The organism is Janthinobacterium sp. BCJ23 (assembly GCF_059617945.1).
The window spans coordinates 17,838-32,705 of the sequence record NZ_JCAQAW010000009.1 but is presented as its reverse complement, the minus strand read 5'-3'; the positions used below and the strand labels follow the sequence as shown (position 1 = coordinate 32,705).

The following is a 14,868-nucleotide window of genomic DNA, read 5'->3' as shown; positions in this document are numbered from 1 at the left end:
GGCGCACCTTGCGCCGCAGCTTTCCATCGAATTAGACTCCCGTCTCTAGTTTTGCTCTCTAGAATAAAACGCATCCATGAAGTGGCATGGCCTTTTACATGACGGGAGCTGGCGATGGTGAAGAAATTGAAGGCGCTGACGGAAGACACGGAATTGGCGAGTGCCGTGCGCTCGTCCGCGCAGCAGATCTGGCAAGCGGGCCTCGGCGCATTCGCCAAGGCGCAGGAAGAGGGCGGACGTGTGTTTTCCCGGCTGGTGAAGGAGGGCACGGAATTCCAGAAGCGGGCCGAAGACAAGGTGGCCGACGTCAGCGGCAGCGTCGGCAAACTGGCCGATGGCGTGGGCAAGCAGGCCAGCGGCTCCTGGGACAAGCTGGAGCAAGTGTTCGAAGAGCGCGTGGCGCGTGCGCTGGCCACCATCGGCGTGCCCACGCAGCAGGACATCGCCGCGCTGCGTGCGCAGATCAATGCCTTGAGCCGGCAAGTGGCGGCGCTGTCAGCCAAGCCCGCGCCAGCGTCCAAGCCGAAGGTGGCGGCCAAGCCCGCCGTGAAGGCGGCGCCGAAAGCCGCGCCGAAAGCCGTAACGAAAACTGCGCCGAAAGCGGCTGCCGTCAAGGCTGCGCCGCGCGCCGCAAGCAAGCCCGCGAGCAAAGCGGTGAGCAAACCCGCCGCGAGGCCGGCGGCGAAGAAAAAAGCGCCGGCGGTCTGAGCTGGCGCCGCATTCCTCCAGCCTGCTCGCGCAGGCTTTTTTTTGCCTGCGGTTTTCGCCGGCGCCAGCGGGCGCAGTGTTTCATTACGACTATCTTAGGTGGTATGCTTGAGGCAGAACACAGAGAGATTGCCCGCCATGCTACAAAAAGCACCACGCCGTACCCGCGAACGCATCCTGGAGTTGTCGCTGCGCCTGTTCAATGAGTTTGGTGAGCCGAATATCACGACGACCGTGATTGCGGAAGAGATGAACATTTCGCCGGGAAACCTGTATTACCACTTCCGTAACAAGGACGACATCGTCAACTCGATCTTCGTCCAGTTCGAGGCGGAAATCGAACGCATCCTGACCGTGCCCGACGGGCGCCGCTCGAATATCGAGGACGTCTGGCTGTACCTGCACCTGATGTTCGAACTGATCTGGCGCTACCGCTTTTTCTATCGCGACCTCAACGATTTGCTGTCACGCAACCGCAAGCTGGAACTGCACTTCAAACTGATCCTGGCGCACAAGATCAAGGTGGCCACGCAGCTGTGCGAAGACTTGCGCAGCGAACAGTCGCTCGAAGCGTCGGACATGGAAGTCGCTGCCATGGCGACAAATATGGTCGTCGTCGCCACCTACTGGTTGTCGTACGAGTACGTGCGCAACCCGCGCAAGTACAGCGAGCAGCAATCGATGTCCGATGCGCTGGCGCGCGGCTGCTACCAGGTGCTGTCCCTGATCGGCCCGTATCTGCGCAATGAAACGCATTTGCTGTTTCGCAAACTGTCGGAAGAGTATGTGACCAAACTCAAGAACGACTGACGCTGCTGCTGGCGCCACGTCGTCAATTACAGGAGAGAGAGATGGCTTGGAAACAATTCCCCTATCCGGACGAAGCATATGTCTACACGCCGCAAACCCTGGAAGCGGCCTGGCCGCGCCTGCATGCGGGCGATGTGGAACCGTTTCCCACGCACCCTGCGCTGCTGCAAGCCTGGCTGGCCTTCCACGCGGGCGACTTCGAGCGCGCTGTGAAGCTGGGCCTGGCAGTCGGCGTGCCCGGCTATGCGGTGGCGCACAAGGCCACCTGCATCTATGCCACGCACCTGGAAGGAAACGACAGCCAGAAACTCGACATGTACGAGGAAGTGGCCGAGCGCTGCGAGCGCCAGCAGAGCGAGCAGCCGGACAATCCGGCCGGCTACTACTGGCATGCCTACAGCCTGGGCCGCTACGCGCTGGGCACGTCCGTCGTCAAGGCTCTGGCGCAAGGCATGGGCGCGCGCGTGCGCAACAGCCTGGACCGCACGATGACGGTAGCGCCCATGCATGCGGAAGCGCATATCGCGTTTGGGATTTATCATACGGAAATTATCGACAAGGTCGGCGCCATGATAGGCAGCCTGACCTACGGCGCCAACAAGGAAGACGGCTACCAGCACTTCAAGACGGCACTGGCCCTGACGCCGTATTCGGCGCTGGCGCACAGTGAATATGCGCGTGCGTTGAATATGCTCGACGGAAAGAAAAAGCTGGCGGAAGCGCTGGCCCTGTATGAAAAGGCGGCCGAGTGCGTGGCGCTGGACGCCAAGGAACGCCTCGAAGTCGAGGCGGCCATCGATGAATTGAAAGGGTAGGGATTACTGTGATCAAGGCTTTATGTGTGTACTGTGGCGCCAACGCGGGCGTCTCGCCGGACTATGCCGTGGCGGCGCGCGAACTGGCGCGCGTGCTGGTGGCGGAAAATATTTCGCTCGTGTATGGCGGCGGCAAGGTGGGCCTGATGGGCGTGATCGCCGATGAAGTGCTGCGCCTGGGCGGCGAGGTAACGGGCGTGATTCCCACCCAGCTGGTCGAACGCGAAGTGGGCCACATGGGCTTGACGCGCCAGTTCATCGTGAAGGACATGCATGAGCGCAAGGCGATGATGGCCAGCCTGTCCGACGCCTTCATCGCCATGCCCGGCGGCTATGGCACCCTGGAAGAACTGTTCGAGATGCTGACGTGGGCCCAGCTGGGCTTGCACGCCAAGCCCATCGGCTTGCTCAATGTCGACCGTTTCTACGATGGCTTGATCGCTTTCGTGCAAAATGGCAAGGAACAGGGTTTTATCCGCCCGCAGCACGCGGCATTCCTCAATGCAGACGCCGATCCGGCAGCGCTGGTGCAGCGCCTGAAGGAGTGCGTGCCGTAAGGCCATGTCCGCCTGGCCGTGCGGATGCCGTCAGGCAACTATTTTTGATGTCGCTTGAAAGAGCCATGCGGTGCGCACTGCATGGCTTTTTTATTTCTGCACGGGAAAATTGATCGTGCTGAATGACTTAATTAATAAAAATATGGCTATAAAATTGCTCTAGAAGCATGTTTTTTTGAAAATGAAGATGATTTTTAATCATGGCTGTGGTCTACTGTCAGGGTTCAAAAGTTAGGAATATCGGACACCGACGAGCGCTGTACAGACTCCCCAAAAAAGGTGCCGAGCCGTTTCAAGTTGCCACAACCACGCTACTTCATCATCTCGAAAGGATGCTATTTTGAAACCAATGACCCTCTTGCGAGCGACCGCTGTCGCCGCCGTTCTCGCTACCGCTGGCGGCGCCCACGCACAAACCACCACCATCGGCTTTGATTCGCTGGAACAACCGGGCTACTTCGGTTCCGTGTTCAATTCCTACTCCGAAGGCGGCTACAACTTCGACAGCAGCTTCCTCGGCCTGCTGAGCTCGGCGCACCAGGATAGCTTCGCCTATGCCGGCTCGGCCGGTCTCGGCGCGACGCCCCTGTCGACGACCACCCTGAGCCGTGCCGATGGCGCCGCTTTCTCGCTGAGCTCGATCAGCCTGGCCGACTTCGTGAGCTTGCCCGGTTCCTTTGACGTGACGTTCGTCGGCCACCAGGTGGGCGGCGGCACGGTGAGCCAGACCTTCACCCTCGGTGGCGGCCACACCTTTGCCGATTACACGTTTACAGGTTTCAGCAATCTGCTGTCGGCAACGTGGAAGGAAGGCGCCTTGCACACCTTCCAGGTCGACAATATCGCCGCCACTGTCAGCGCCGTGCCGGAACCGGCCACCTACGGCATGCTGCTGGGCGGTCTGGGCCTGATGGGCTTTATGCTTCGCCGCAAGAACGCCGCCTGAGCTTGAACATGGCGCCGGTCATGCCGGCGCATCAGTAAAAATGCCGCCCAGTTGTATGCCGGGCGGCATTTTTACGTGGATGTCATGACCCGGACTTCATGACCACAGGCGCTGGCCTGACAGGTCGAGCTGGGTCAGGTACAGGCGCACGTCGAATTCGTACTGGTGGTACTGCGGTTCCATATACGTGCACAGCTTGTAGAACGCCTTGTCGTGCTGCTTTTCCTTGACGTGCGCCAGTTCGTGCACGGCGATCATGCGCAGGAATTCCAGCGGCACTTCCTTGAACATGGTGGCCACGCGGATTTCATGCTTGGCCTTGAGCTTGCCGCCCTGCACGCGCGAGATCGAGGTATGCAAGCCCAGCGCATGCTGGATCACATGGATCTTGCTGTCGAACGCCACCTTGTTGATGGGCTCGGCATTGCGCAGAAATTCATTCTTCAAGTCCTGCACATACTGATACAAAGCCTTGTCGTTGCGCACATCGTGCGCGTTCGGATAGCGTTTCAACAGGACGTCGCCGAGCTTGTCCTGTGCGATCAGTTGCTGCACTTGCGCTTGCGTTTGTTCGGAATAGGCGCTCAGGTATTTCAGGGATGGCTGCATGTGGGGAAGGGCGGGACGTGGCGCGGAGGTGTCGGTAAGGCGAGAATGTACCATACCGCCGCCCCCGGCGCTGCGCCAGCCCTTGCATGGGGCCGCCAGGGCCGCCCCGTGCCTTCCTGCGTCAAGCCGTGCGCTGCCGGGCCAAGCCGCTCAGTCCGGCAGTCCTGTCAACTCTGGTCAGCCATTGTCGTCTTCGTCCTTGCCGCCCTGCCGGCCAGTGCCGCCGCTGCGCGCCGCCGTGCTGCGGCTTTCATTGGCGCGCTGGGCCGATTGCCGGCTTTCGCCGCCTTTGCGGCCGATTTCCGCCATGTGTTCGCGGTTGCGGCTGACGGCTTCGCCGCCTTTCTGCCCGGCCCGGCGTGCTTCTTCCGAGTCGAATTCATGCGCCGTGCCTTTTTGATGGGCTGCCTGGCCGCCCTTGCTGGCAATTTCGCGTTGCTGCTCCTCATTCATGGCAGCGAAACCGCGTTTGCTCGTGCCTTTGGCGCTGCCCGATTCGCTGGTTTTCTGGCTGCTGCCAGCGCCTTTGCCCTGTTCATTTCCTTGATTGCTAGCCATGTCGCTCTCCTTGCTGTCGAGTGGGGTCAAGTGGTCAATGCAGGTGCTCAATGCGCCTGCTCGGATTGCCTGCTGGTATCGCGGCGGCTGCCCGCGCCGTCGCGGTGGCCCGTGGCATGCATTTTTTCAATCATTTCACGCTGGCGTTGCGCGGCTTTTTCCGTTTCTTCCGCCGTCTTGCGCACCACTTCGTCAGCGAAGGCCACGGCCGTGCGGCGCGCTTCGGGCAGGTGATTTTCTGCCGTGCGGTTCATTTCGACATTGGCGTTGGCGACGAGATTGCCGAGTTGCTGCTGGTACTGGCGCAGCTTGTTGCCGCTTGGCTGCAACTGGCCGGCGGCCATCGACATGAACTCGCCCGTGTCGCGTGCGCACAGCAGTTGCTGGCTGGCGTTGCTCCATTCCTGCAGCAGGTCTTGCGCCAGCCGCAGATGCAGCTCGCTCAATTGCTGCACCGTATCGAACATCTTGCGCGATAGTTCCGTGGCGAAACTGCACTGGGCCTCGAGATGGGACTTCAGGGCGGGGCTGAGACTGGGGGAAATACTGTTTGTGAACATGTTCTACCTCAATGAAAAACTGATCCGGGAAACACCCGGTGCACCGGGTGCGACGTATGGTGAAACAAGCAAAGAGATAGACGCCCAACGGCGTGCCAGGTTCCATGGCAGATGCCGGTTTGGCGCGAGAATGGGGGCCGGCAGATGGAAAAACGCGATCACTTTGTGCCAGATCAAATTAACGTCAATCAGGTCGCCGCAGTCGGCAGCCATGCCGCTTGTGTGGAAAATGCATGTTTACAGGCCCGGCCGTGCGACAATAGCCGGCTCGCGGCAGCGCAGCCGATGGCCGGCGCGCGTGGCTGAGCCGAGCATAGCCTTACTTTTTACCTGATTCCGCGACCATGACGCATCCCGAATACATCCTGACCCTGTCCTGCCTGGACCAGCGCGGCATCGTGCACCGCGTCTCCGGCTTCCTGGCCGAACACGGCTGCAACATCCTCGATTCCGCCCAATTTGGCGACCAGGAATCGCAGCTGTTCTTCATGCGCGTGCATTTCGCGCTGGAAGACGGCGCCGTCAGCGACGCCCAGTTGCGCAGCGACTTCGCCGACCTGTCGCAAGCCATGCAGCTGAACGGCGCTTTCCATGGCCAATTGCACGATGCGCGCGTCAAGCCGCGCGTCATGCTGATGGTGTCGAAGATCGGCCATTGCCTGAACGATTTGCTGTTCCGCTACAAGAGCGGTTTGCTGAACGTGGAAATTCCCGCCATCGTGTCGAACCACATGGAGTTCTACCAGCTGGCGGCCAGCTACAATATTCCCTTCCACCACCTGCCGCTGGCGGCCGGCGCGCCGGAAGCGGCCAAGCTGGCGCAGGAAGCGAAGATCATCGACTTGATGGACACGCACAAGATCGACCTGGTGGTGCTGGCGCGCTACATGCAAATCCTGTCGCCGGGCCTGTGCCAGGCGCTCGATGGCCGCGCCATCAATATCCACCATTCCTTCCTGCCCAGCTTCAAGGGCGCCAAGCCGTATGCGCAGGCGCATCACCGCGGCGTCAAGCTGATCGGCGCGACGGCCCATTTCGTCACGGGCGACCTGGACGAAGGCCCGATCATCGAGCAGGACGTCGAGCGCGTCGACCATGCGATGGATGCGGAAACCCTGACGGCCATCGGCCGCGACGTCGAGTGCGTGGTGCTGGCGCGCGCCGTGAAATGGTTCGTCGAGCACCGCATCCTGAAAAATGGCGACAAGACGGTGGTTTTCCGCTGATACCGACTTCACTATTCACTTTACCGAGACAGAAACACGATGGCCCTCAAAGCAACAATTTTCAAAGCCGATCTGCAGATCGCCGACATGGACCGCAATTACTACCAGGATCACGCGCTGACCCTGGCGCGCCACCCGTCCGAAACGGACGAGCGCATGATGGTGCGCCTGCTGGCGTTCGCCATCCATGCCGACGAGGCGCTGACCTTTACCAAGGGCCTGTTCGACACGGAAGAGCCCGACCTGTGGCAGAAAGACTTGACGGGCGCCATCCAGCTGTGGATCGAAGTGGGCCAGCCCGACGAAAAGCGCATCCTCAAGGCGTGCGGACGTTCGGAACAGGTCATCGTCTACAGCTATGGCGCAACGAGCCACATCTGGTGGAAGCAGATCGCGAATAAACTGGAACGGGCGAAGAACTTGACCGTGATCAACCTGCCATCCGAGGCGGCGCAAGACATGAGCAAGCTGGCGCAGCGCAACATGCAACTGCAATGCACGATCCAGGATGGCCAGATCTGGCTGACGGACAGCGTCAACACGGTCCTGATCGACCGCGAACCGGTGAAGCCGGCACGCTGATTTGACTGTTTGAAACGCAAAAAGCCCGGAGCGATCCGGGCTTTTTGCATTGCGCTTGATTAATTCGGCGCGCTGCCCAGGCGGCGGATGCTGCTCGAACGCTGCATGCTGCGGCTGATGCGCGGGTCGCCGTAGTAGCTCACTTCGCCCGAACCGCCGATGCTGATGGCCAAGTCTTGCTTGGCCCACACGGTGGCTTCGCCCGAGCCGCCGATGCTCACTTGCACTTCGCGCGCGGCCAGGCGGCCCGCCTCGATATTGCCCGAGCCGCCGATCGACGCCGTCAGCTGCTCCGTCTTGCCGCTGGCCTTGAAGCTGCCGCTGCCCCCGATGGCGATGGACACCTGGCTGCTGTCGAGGTCGCGCGCGTGGATGGAGCCGGAACCGCCCACGTCGAAGCGCAGGTTCTCGGCGCGCAAGCCCGTTGCCGTGATGTTGCCCGAGCCGCCCACGCTGACGCGCTCCACCTGGCGCGCCTGGATGACGATGGTCAGGCTGCTCTGGCGGAAGTTGGCGTTGCGCTTGGCGGGCCGGATGCGCAGGGTGCCGTTTTCCACGGCCGTATCGATCAGCGGCAGAATATTGTCGTCCGCTTCGATGGTGACGCTGTCCGTGTTGCCGATGCGCAGTTCGACCGTACCCGGCACGTTCAGCGCCACGGCATGGAAACTGCCCACGTCGCGCGTCTGCTTTTGCAGCTTGCCGCTACCCTGGATGCTGTTGCCGGAAATCCAGTCGAGCGGCGACGCCAGCGCCGGCGCGGCAGGGATGGCCAGCGCGCAGGCGGCCAGCAGCAGGGCGGTCGCGGCGCTGGCGTGGCGGCGGTGGAAAAGTATCGGTGTCATTCTTGCTCCCTGTTGGAATTGGTATAAAAGCATGGTATGCCAGCCGGCCGCGTCTGCGTACCGTCCTGCGACAGACTGCGCCAGCAGCGGCATGGAATGCAGGAGGCTGCGACAGGATGGCATGAGGTATTATGTCGGTGGGACATACGACGGGCGGCACGCGCCGCTCACACTACTGGAATTACATGCTGATCATCACCATCAAACAGGGCAAGGAAAAGAGCTTGCTGGGCCAATCGTGGATTTACGCATCCGCGATTGAAAAAGTCGAAGGCAAGCCGCAGGAAAAAATGAAGCCCGGCTCGACCGCCATCGTGCAAAGCTCGTCGAAGCAGTTCATCGCCCGCGCCGCCTACAATTCGAAGTCGCAGATCCGCGCGCGCATCTGGAGCTTCAAGGAAGACGAACCGGTCGACCACGCGCTGATCAAGCGCAGGGTCAAGGCCGCCATCGAGAAAAAACTGCCGGCCATCAAGAAGGCGGGCGAAAACCAGCTGCTAACCCTGATCAAGGGCGAGGACGAGGGCTTGCCGGGCCTGGTGGTGCAGCTGTTCGGCGGCGTGCAAGGCTATCTGATCTGCGAATTCAACGCGGGCGGCGTCGACGCGTGGAAAGTGGCCATCGTGCAATCGCTGATGGCGTCCACGGGCTGCGCGAACGTGTACGAGCGCTGCGATGACTTGATGCGCAAGGGCGAAGGCTTGCCTTTGATCGACGGCGCCCTGGCCGGCGAAGAGCCGCCCGATGAAGTCATGCTGACGGACAATGGCGTGCGCTATGCGCTGGACTTGAAGACGGGGCACAAGAGCAAGTTCCGTTGAGGATTGCTGTGGTTCATGAAAAAGCCGGCGCAAGCCGGCTTTTTCATGTCTCCTATTCCAGCGGCACGCTGCGGTATTTATTGACTTCCAGCGCCGACACGGCCGGCGCATCATTGCCCCACGACGCCCGCAGATACGTGACCACGGCTGCCACTTCCGCGTCATCCATGACGGGGCCGAACGGCGGCATGCCATAGGGGCGCGGGTTGCCGCGGGTGCCGGGCGCAAAGCCGCCATTGAGCACGAGGCGGATGGCGTTGACGGCCGACTGCGTCGTCAGCGCGCGGTTGCCGGCCAGCGGCGGATAGCCGGGCGGCACGCCCTTGCCGTCGGCCTGGTGGCAGCTCGCGCATTGCGCCTCATACAGTTTCGCGCCCAGCGCCAGTTGCTGCCTCGCTTGTTCCGACGTGTCGCGCGGTGCCCGTTGTGCGGGCTGCGCGGGACCGGGCAGGCTTTTCAGGTAGACGGCCATCGCCTGCACGTCGGCCGTGCTCATGTGCTGCAAGCTTTGCCGCACGACTTCGGCCATGGGGCCGAAGACGGTGGCGCGCGGCGACACGCCCGTTTGCAGCAATTCCACGATATGCGCCGTATCCCAGTCGCCGAGACCCGCTTCCGCATCCGACGTCAGCGACGGCGCGTACCAGCCCAGCACGGGGATCAGGCCGCCCGACAGGCCGTCGTCGCTGCCGCCCAGGGTCGTGCGGCTGCTATGGCAGGCGCTGCAGTGGCCCAGGCCCTGCACCAGGTAGGCGCCGCGGTTCCATTCCATGCTTTTGTTTGTGAGCGGCTGATACACGCCCGGCTTGAAATACAGGGCGCGCCAGGCGGCCAGCGCAATCTGCTGGTTGTAGGGAAAGCGCAGCGCGTGCGGCGCGTTCGCTTGTTTGTGCGGCGGCACGCTCTGGAAATACGCGTACAGGGCGTCGCTGTCTTCGCGCTGCACCTTGGTGTAGCTGGTGTAGGGAAAGGCCGGATACAGCAAGCGGCCATCCTTCGACTTGCCGTTGTGGATGGCGCGCCAGAAATCGTCGGCCGTCCAGCTGCCGATGCCTGTTTCCTTGTCCGCCGTGATGTTGGGCGAGAGCACCTTGCCGAACGGCGTCTGCAAGGCCCGTCCGCCCGCGTAGGGCACGCCGCCGCGCGTCGTGTGGCAAGCCATGCAGTCGCCCGCCTTGGCCAGGTAGGCGCCGCGCGCGACCAGCTGTTCCTGGCTTAGGGTGCTGGCCACGGTGGGCGGGCCCGAGTCGTCGCCCGGGTACAGCACAAACCTGGCACCGGCCGCGCCGATGGCCACGATGGCGGCCGCGATCATCCATTTTTTCATGGCGCCACCTGCGCGCTGGAACCGGGCACGCCGCCGCAATGCAGCGGCAAGGACACGGTGATGCTGCTGGCGGGACGCGCGTCGGCGCTGGGCACCTGCGTGCCCAGCCAGGCCGAGACGGCGCCCACGTCCGCGTCGGACAGGCGCTGCGCCACTTGCGCCATGCAGTCGGGCGCATGGGCGCGGCGGATGCCGTTCTTCCACGCGCCCAGCTGGGCATTGATATAGTCGCGCGGCAAGCCCAGCAAGCCGGGGATGGCGGGTGCCACGCCGGCCAGCTGCTGGCCGTGACAGGCGATACAGGCGGGAATCTTTTTGCCGGCGTCACCGCGCAGCACCAGTTGCTGTCCCCGCGCCAGGGCGACCGCGCCGGCGCCGCTGGGCTGGGCCGGCGGCGGGGCAGGGTGTTGTGCCGCAAAATACTCGGCAATTTCGCGCAGGTAATCGTCAGACAAGTGTTCGACCATGTAGTTCATCAGCGGATACTGGCGCCGCCCCTCGCGAAAGTTCAGCAACTGGTTGTACAGGTAGCCGGCAGGCTTGCCGGCGATGCGGGGAAAGAAGGCGTCGTGCTTTTCCTCTTGCGCATGGCAGGACGTGCACGCCTTGATGCGTTGCTCCAGGCTGTCGTGGCTGGCGGAGATGGCATCGGGCGCGGCCAATGCCATGCCGGGCAGCACGAGGGCCAGGGCCAGCATGGAGAGGGAATGCGGTAGCATGGAGAGTTGCATGGAAAATAGCCTGTCTCGTCGGTCGATATTGTGTACCGGTGTTGCTGCCCGGCTAATTTTTATGAGCCTAGCATATACCGGGTGCTGTTACTGTGACAGGATCAGTTGTGCAATAAAACTACGGATCAGTTTGAGGAGCAGGGTTGAAACGATATGAGGAATTGGCGGAAGAAGTCGCCGCCATGATCAGCGCGCAGCTGTTGCTGCCTGGCGATAAGTTACCGTCCGTGCGCCAGCAGCATGCGCGCAGGGGCGTCAGCCCGTCGACGGTGTTCCAGGCCTATTATTTGCTCGAAGCGCGCGGCATGATCGTCTCGCGTCCCCGTTCCGGCTATTACGTGGCGCCGCAGCGCGCCGCGCTGGCGCCCGAGCCGGACAGTTCCCATCCGCTGGCCGCCAGCACCACGGTCGACGTCAGCGACCTCGTGTTCGAAGTGCTGGGTGCCGTGGGCGCGCGCGATATCGTGCCCTTTGGCTCGGCGTTTCCCAGCCCGCATCTGTTTCCCATGGAACGGCTGGCGCGGGCCGTGTCTGCCAGCATGCGCCGTCTCGACCCGTGGAGCACCGTCACGGATTTGTCCTTGGGCAATGCGGAACTGCGCCGCCAGATCGCGCTGCGCTACCAGCTCGACGGCGTGCCCGTTTCCAGCGACGACATCGTCATCACGAATGGCGCGCTGGAAGCGCTGAACCTGTGCCTGCAAGCCGTCACTCGGCCCGGCGACACGGTGCTGATCGAGTCGCCCAGCTTCTATGCCTGTTTGCAGGCGCTGCAGCGGCTGGAACTCAAGGCCGTGGAAATTGCCACCAGCCCCCGCGATGGCGTCGACCTGGCCGCGCTGGAAGAGCTGTTGCAGCGCCACCAGCCCAAGGCGTGCTGGCTGATGACGAGTTTCCAGAATCCCCTGGGCAGCCTGATGCCGCCGGAAAAGAAGCGCGCGCTGGTCGAACTGCTGGCGCGCCATGGCGTGCCGCTGATCGAGGATGACGTGTATGGCGAGCTGTATTTCGGCAAGCAGCGCCCTGGCCTGACGAAAAGCCACGACAGCGCGGGCTTGGTGATGCATTGCAGTTCGTTTTCCAAGACCCTGGCGCCCGGCTTTCGCCTGGGCTGGGCCGTGGCGGGCCGCTATGCGCGCCAGGTCGAGCGCCTGAAACTGACGACCAGCCTGTCGGCGCCCATTCCCCTGCAGATGGCGCTGGCCGATTACCTGGCGCAGGGCGGCTACGACCGCCATTTGCGCCAGCTGCGCCTGACCCTGGCGGCGCAGCAAAACACCATGCTGCAAGCCATCGCCGTGCATTTTCCGCCCGGCACGCGGGTGACGCGGCCGCAGGGCGGCTATTTCGTCTGGGTGGAGATGCCTGCCCGTATCGATGCGCTGGCCTTGCACCGCAGCGCGCTGGCGGCCGGCATCAGCATCGCGCCCGGTCCCATTTTTTCCGCCACGCGCGCATTTCGCCATTGCATCCGCCTCAATTACGGCCACCCGTGGAGCCCGCAGCTGGAAGAGGCCGTCGCCACCCTGGGGCGGCTGGCGCAGGCGGCAACAAGCGGTACATGAAAAAAAGTCCCTTGCGGTAGCACATGTTTCATTCCAAAAAGAAATATTGCTGTTATATTGAAGTATCTATAACTAATGATGGGAATGATAATGGATAACACGCAGCCGGAAGTGGGCCGTACGCAAGATACGACGATGGCCATTCTGTCCCATGTTGGCGGCCTGTTCACCAGCTGGGTGGCGCCGCTGATCATTTACTTGATCAAGAAAGATGATGCGGATAAATTCTCGGCCGAGAACGCCCGCGAAGCGCTCAATTTCCAGATCACCCTGATCATCTGGTATTTCGCCTGCTTCATCCTGTCGTTCGTGCTGATCGGCCTGTTCCTGTTCTGGATCGTGGCGCTGGCCAACCTGGTGTGCTCGATCGTCGCGGCCGTCAAGGCCAGCAATGGCATCACTTACCGCTATCCGCTGACTTTGCGCCTGGTCAAATAAGGCTGCGCCGGCCGCCGGGTTTTAGCCCGGCCGGCCGGGCAGTATCAGGAATGACGCAAAGTCGGGTGCCACCGTGCTGGTGGCGCCTGTTTCATGCGACCACAGCACGACCACGGGCTCGCCCGATGGCCCCGTTTGCGCATAGTCAAAACAATAGTAATCGCCCGTGCCGAACTGGGCGAAGGGCAGCAGGGCGCTGGCCTCGTTGCCACCACCCACATTCCTCAGCCATTCCTGCCAGCCCGTGTTGTAGTGGCGCTCGATTGATTCCCACGTCTTGCGCGCATTGGCCGCGTCGTAGACGGGAAATATGCTCAAGGCGCCCAGCGCGCGGCCATTGTTCTCCAACAACCATTGCACGTAGGACGCGGGCAGCGCTCGCTCCAGTGCCTGTTCGGCGGCGGCGATCGCCTCAAGCGTGGTGCCGATGGACTTGTTCTTGTTCATGCTGCGGAAAGGCGCCAGCTTCAGGCAGGAGCGGGAGGCGGGGCCGGTGGCGTGCTGGCGCGCGGGGCTTTTTGCGGCGTGACCTTGCCGCCTTCGGCGATCCAGCGGCGGTACACGCGCAGGGCCACTTGCGCATCGTCGGCCGCGTACAGGATCTGCTTTTCCGTCAGGCGCGAGGTGGCCCAGTTGGTGGTGGAGATCTTTTTCGATTTCTGCAGGTGCAGGCCGAAGAACTTGGCCACGGCCGTCTTCGCGCCCAGGTCGTTGCGCTGGCCGCCGCGCAGGGCGACGGACAGGTCGAGCACCTGGGCCGGCGCGATACCGAGCTTGTTGCGCAGGCGCTTGACGTCGTCGGACAGGCCAAAACCCACTTTCAGGGTGGTGGTTGATTCGAGGATGGCTTTGAGTTCGGCCAGGGCCGGCGCCGGCGTGCTGCCCACCTGGAACAGGTAGGCGATGTCGTCGGTGGCCAGCTGGATCAGATGGGGACCCGTGGAAGACTCGCCCTTGACGAACGTCGGCTTCGATTCCGTATCGAAGCCGATGGCGTCCGCTGCCAGCAGCGCGGCCATGGCCGCTTTTGCATCATCGCTGGTGCGTACCAGCTTGACGTGGTCGAGGGCGATGCCTTGATACGGGGGCAGTGGCGGTGCGGCAGCTGTGTCCATGAAACCGGATCAGCCTTTGCGCGAGAATTTCGCGGTCAGCTGATTCAGTTTTTCCAGGCGCAAGCGGTTTGCTTCTTCGGCGGCCGCTGCATCGCGCTCGGCTTTCTTGCGCTCGGCTTCCTTCTTGAAGCGCTGCTGCAATACTTGCGTGGCGTGGTCGCGGTGGGTTTGCGTCACTTCCGCGCCGGCCGTGCCGTCGAGGTCGTAGCGTACCTTGGCTTTTTCCATCACGCGCAGGTAGCGCAGCGAACCCGTGTGGATGCCCAGCGCCGTGCGCATCAGCTTGCGGTCCAGGTCCGGCAGGCGTGCCAGGATCTGCTTGTCGATACCGATCGACAAGGGCAGGCAATCGCGGAATGGCGGGAATTGCTCCTGGAATTGCTTCAGCAGGGCGCGCGCGGTCAGGCCGGCAGGCGCCGGCGTGGTCGCTGCGGCCGGTGCCGCCGCTGGGGCTGCATCGACTGGCGTGTCAGGAGTGGTGGCTTGCTGGTCTGGCGTGGAGCTGGTCATCGACATCATTGGTTGGGCTATAAAAGGGGAGCATAGCACGCGCCACAGGCAAGTGCATTGTCTTTTTTGGCAACTTGCGCGCAACTTGCGCTGCGATAGGCGGGTCCGCGCTACAGCGGACGCAGCGCGAAATGCGGGAAATGTG

Annotated in this window: 19 protein-coding genes; 10 read left to right on the top strand and 9 right to left on the bottom strand. The window is 62.5% G+C overall.

The annotated features are described in order from the left end of the window. Nucleotides 1-114: 114 nt before the first annotated feature. The 5 genes from AC54AG_RS23180 (at nt 115) to AC54AG_RS23160 (ending at nt 3,836) form a co-directional block, all read left to right on the top strand. Nucleotides 115-708 (top strand): phasin family protein, encoded by a 594-nt coding sequence (locus AC54AG_RS23180; protein ID WP_496631687.1) that lies wholly within the window; start codon nt 115-117, stop codon nt 706-708. A 138-nt stretch (nt 709-846) separates the two neighbouring features. Further along, on the top strand, nt 847-1,518 hold the full coding sequence (locus AC54AG_RS23175; RefSeq protein WP_034758777.1) for a TetR/AcrR family transcriptional regulator: 672 nt from the start codon (nt 847-849) through the stop codon (nt 1,516-1,518). A 41-nt stretch (nt 1,519-1,559) separates the two neighbouring features. Next, the gene (locus tag AC54AG_RS23170; protein ID WP_034758773.1) at nt 1,560-2,333 is read left to right on the top strand and encodes a tetratricopeptide repeat protein; all 774 of its coding nucleotides are present in this window, start codon (nt 1,560-1,562) and stop codon (nt 2,331-2,333) included. Nucleotides 2,334-2,344: 11 nt separating this feature from the next. Continuing rightward, on the top strand, nt 2,345-2,890 hold the full coding sequence (locus tag AC54AG_RS23165) for an LOG family protein (RefSeq protein WP_034759494.1): 546 nt from the start codon (nt 2,345-2,347) through the stop codon (nt 2,888-2,890). 349 nt (nt 2,891-3,239) lie between these two features. Next, the gene (locus AC54AG_RS23160) at nt 3,240-3,836 is read left to right on the top strand and encodes a PEP-CTERM sorting domain-containing protein (protein WP_051991989.1); all 597 of its coding nucleotides are present in this window, start codon (nt 3,240-3,242) and stop codon (nt 3,834-3,836) included. A gap of 96 nt (nt 3,837-3,932) precedes the next feature. Here AC54AG_RS23160 and AC54AG_RS23155 read toward each other — a convergent pair whose 3' ends face one another. The 3 genes from AC54AG_RS23155 to AC54AG_RS23145 all read right to left on the bottom strand — a co-directional run bounded on the left by AC54AG_RS23155 (nt 3,933) and on the right by AC54AG_RS23145 (nt 5,563). Next, on the bottom strand, nt 3,933-4,445 hold the full coding sequence (locus AC54AG_RS23155; RefSeq protein ID WP_034758768.1) for a YgjP-like metallopeptidase domain-containing protein: 513 nt from the start codon (nt 4,443-4,445) through the stop codon (nt 3,933-3,935). A gap of 177 nt (nt 4,446-4,622) precedes the next feature. Further along, the gene (locus AC54AG_RS23150) at nt 4,623-5,003 is read right to left on the bottom strand and encodes a KGG domain-containing protein (RefSeq protein ID WP_219329605.1); all 381 of its coding nucleotides are present in this window, start codon (nt 5,001-5,003) and stop codon (nt 4,623-4,625) included. A 47-nt stretch (nt 5,004-5,050) separates the two neighbouring features. Next, the gene (locus AC54AG_RS23145) at nt 5,051-5,563 is read right to left on the bottom strand and encodes a phasin family protein (protein WP_219329604.1); all 513 of its coding nucleotides are present in this window, start codon (nt 5,561-5,563) and stop codon (nt 5,051-5,053) included. A 344-nt stretch (nt 5,564-5,907) separates the two neighbouring features. Between AC54AG_RS23145 and purU the strand changes: the two genes are divergently transcribed. Next, nucleotides 5,908-6,789, top strand: a complete 882-nt coding sequence (gene purU, locus AC54AG_RS23140) for a formyltetrahydrofolate deformylase (protein WP_219329603.1) — start codon at nt 5,908-5,910, stop codon at nt 6,787-6,789. A gap of 39 nt (nt 6,790-6,828) precedes the next feature. Next, nucleotides 6,829-7,371, top strand: coding sequence for a YaeQ family protein (locus AC54AG_RS23135; protein ID WP_034758748.1), 543 nt, complete (start codon nt 6,829-6,831; stop codon nt 7,369-7,371). 59 nt (nt 7,372-7,430) lie between these two features. Here the strand turns inward: AC54AG_RS23135 and AC54AG_RS23130 are convergent, their stop codons facing one another. Next, nucleotides 7,431-8,216: a head GIN domain-containing protein gene (locus AC54AG_RS23130; protein WP_496631686.1), complete on the bottom strand. Its 786-nt coding sequence runs from the start codon at nt 8,214-8,216 to the stop codon at nt 7,431-7,433. A 185-nt stretch (nt 8,217-8,401) separates the two neighbouring features. On the opposite strand from AC54AG_RS23130, the gene AC54AG_RS23125 reads away from it, so the two are divergent. Next, nucleotides 8,402-9,037 (top strand): class I SAM-dependent rRNA methyltransferase, encoded by a 636-nt coding sequence (locus AC54AG_RS23125; RefSeq protein WP_034758744.1) that lies wholly within the window; start codon nt 8,402-8,404, stop codon nt 9,035-9,037. A 52-nt stretch (nt 9,038-9,089) separates the two neighbouring features. Here the strand turns inward: AC54AG_RS23125 and AC54AG_RS23120 are convergent, their stop codons facing one another. After that, nucleotides 9,090-10,364 carry a c-type cytochrome gene (locus AC54AG_RS23120; protein ID WP_219329602.1) on the bottom strand — a complete coding sequence of 425 codons (1,275 nt, stop codon included), beginning with the start codon at nt 10,362-10,364 and terminating at the stop codon, nt 9,090-9,092. Next, the gene (locus AC54AG_RS23115; protein ID WP_496631685.1) at nt 10,361-11,095 is read right to left on the bottom strand and encodes a c-type cytochrome; all 735 of its coding nucleotides are present in this window, start codon (nt 11,093-11,095) and stop codon (nt 10,361-10,363) included. The genes AC54AG_RS23120 and AC54AG_RS23115 overlap by 4 nt, the downstream gene beginning before the upstream one ends. Before the next feature lie 143 nt (nt 11,096-11,238). Here AC54AG_RS23115 and AC54AG_RS23110 point away from each other — a divergent pair, with 143 nt between their 5' ends. Both AC54AG_RS23110 and AC54AG_RS23105 read left to right on the top strand, forming a co-directional pair. Next, nucleotides 11,239-12,660 carry an aminotransferase-like domain-containing protein gene (locus AC54AG_RS23110; RefSeq protein ID WP_496631684.1) on the top strand — a complete coding sequence of 474 codons (1,422 nt, stop codon included), beginning with the start codon at nt 11,239-11,241 and terminating at the stop codon, nt 12,658-12,660. 90 nt (nt 12,661-12,750) lie between these two features. Next, nucleotides 12,751-13,098, top strand: a complete 348-nt coding sequence (locus AC54AG_RS23105) for a DUF4870 domain-containing protein (RefSeq protein ID WP_034758731.1) — start codon at nt 12,751-12,753, stop codon at nt 13,096-13,098. 21 nt (nt 13,099-13,119) lie between these two features. On the opposite strand, the gene AC54AG_RS23100 is transcribed toward AC54AG_RS23105, so the two are convergent. The 3 genes from AC54AG_RS23100 to AC54AG_RS23090 are packed head-to-tail and all read right to left on the bottom strand — an operon-like array spanning nt 13,120 to nt 14,732. Further along, a complete protein-coding gene (locus tag AC54AG_RS23100; RefSeq protein WP_070304053.1) occupies nt 13,120-13,545 on the bottom strand; it encodes an SMI1/KNR4 family protein in 426 nt (141 codons plus the stop codon). A 20-nt stretch (nt 13,546-13,565) separates the two neighbouring features. Beyond that, nucleotides 13,566-14,213, bottom strand: a complete 648-nt coding sequence (locus AC54AG_RS23095) for a 3'-5' exonuclease (protein WP_070304052.1) — start codon at nt 14,211-14,213, stop codon at nt 13,566-13,568. Nucleotides 14,214-14,222: 9 nt separating this feature from the next. Beyond that, nucleotides 14,223-14,732 (bottom strand): ProQ/FINO family protein, encoded by a 510-nt coding sequence (locus AC54AG_RS23090; protein WP_034758713.1) that lies wholly within the window; start codon nt 14,730-14,732, stop codon nt 14,223-14,225. Nucleotides 14,733-14,868 lie beyond the last annotated feature (136 nt).

Bases quoted from the DNA above. Each gene is read 5' to 3' on its own strand.
- AC54AG_RS23150 (WP_219329605.1), bottom strand. From the start codon at position 5,003: ATGGCTAGCAATCAAGGAAATGAACAGGGCAAAGGCGCTGGCAGCAGC.
- AC54AG_RS23100 (WP_070304053.1), bottom strand. From the start codon at position 13,545: ATGAACAAGAACAAGTCCATCGGCACCACGCTTGAGGCGATCGCCGCC.
- AC54AG_RS23115 (WP_496631685.1), bottom strand. From the start codon at position 11,095: ATGCAACTCTCCATGCTACCGCATTCCCTCTCCATGCTGGCCCTGGCC.
- AC54AG_RS23180 (WP_496631687.1), top strand. From the start codon at position 115: ATGGTGAAGAAATTGAAGGCGCTGACGGAAGACACGGAATTGGCGAGT.
- AC54AG_RS23125 (WP_034758744.1), top strand. From the start codon at position 8,402: ATGCTGATCATCACCATCAAACAGGGCAAGGAAAAGAGCTTGCTGGGC.
- AC54AG_RS23175 (WP_034758777.1), top strand. From the start codon at position 847: ATGCTACAAAAAGCACCACGCCGTACCCGCGAACGCATCCTGGAGTTG.
- AC54AG_RS23120 (WP_219329602.1), bottom strand. From the start codon at position 10,364: ATGAAAAAATGGATGATCGCGGCCGCCATCGTGGCCATCGGCGCGGCC.
- AC54AG_RS23135 (WP_034758748.1), top strand. From the start codon at position 6,829: ATGGCCCTCAAAGCAACAATTTTCAAAGCCGATCTGCAGATCGCCGAC.
- AC54AG_RS23095 (WP_070304052.1), bottom strand. From the start codon at position 14,213: ATGGACACAGCTGCCGCACCGCCACTGCCCCCGTATCAAGGCATCGCC.
- AC54AG_RS23130 (WP_496631686.1), bottom strand. From the start codon at position 8,216: ATGACACCGATACTTTTCCACCGCCGCCACGCCAGCGCCGCGACCGCC.
- AC54AG_RS23155 (WP_034758768.1), bottom strand. From the start codon at position 4,445: ATGCAGCCATCCCTGAAATACCTGAGCGCCTATTCCGAACAAACGCAA.
- AC54AG_RS23170 (WP_034758773.1), top strand. From the start codon at position 1,560: ATGGCTTGGAAACAATTCCCCTATCCGGACGAAGCATATGTCTACACG.
- purU (WP_219329603.1), top strand. From the start codon at position 5,908: ATGACGCATCCCGAATACATCCTGACCCTGTCCTGCCTGGACCAGCGC.
- AC54AG_RS23145 (WP_219329604.1), bottom strand. From the start codon at position 5,563: ATGTTCACAAACAGTATTTCCCCCAGTCTCAGCCCCGCCCTGAAGTCC.
- AC54AG_RS23090 (WP_034758713.1), bottom strand. From the start codon at position 14,732: ATGATGTCGATGACCAGCTCCACGCCAGACCAGCAAGCCACCACTCCT.
- AC54AG_RS23105 (WP_034758731.1), top strand. From the start codon at position 12,751: ATGGATAACACGCAGCCGGAAGTGGGCCGTACGCAAGATACGACGATG.
- AC54AG_RS23160 (WP_051991989.1), top strand. From the start codon at position 3,240: ATGACCCTCTTGCGAGCGACCGCTGTCGCCGCCGTTCTCGCTACCGCT.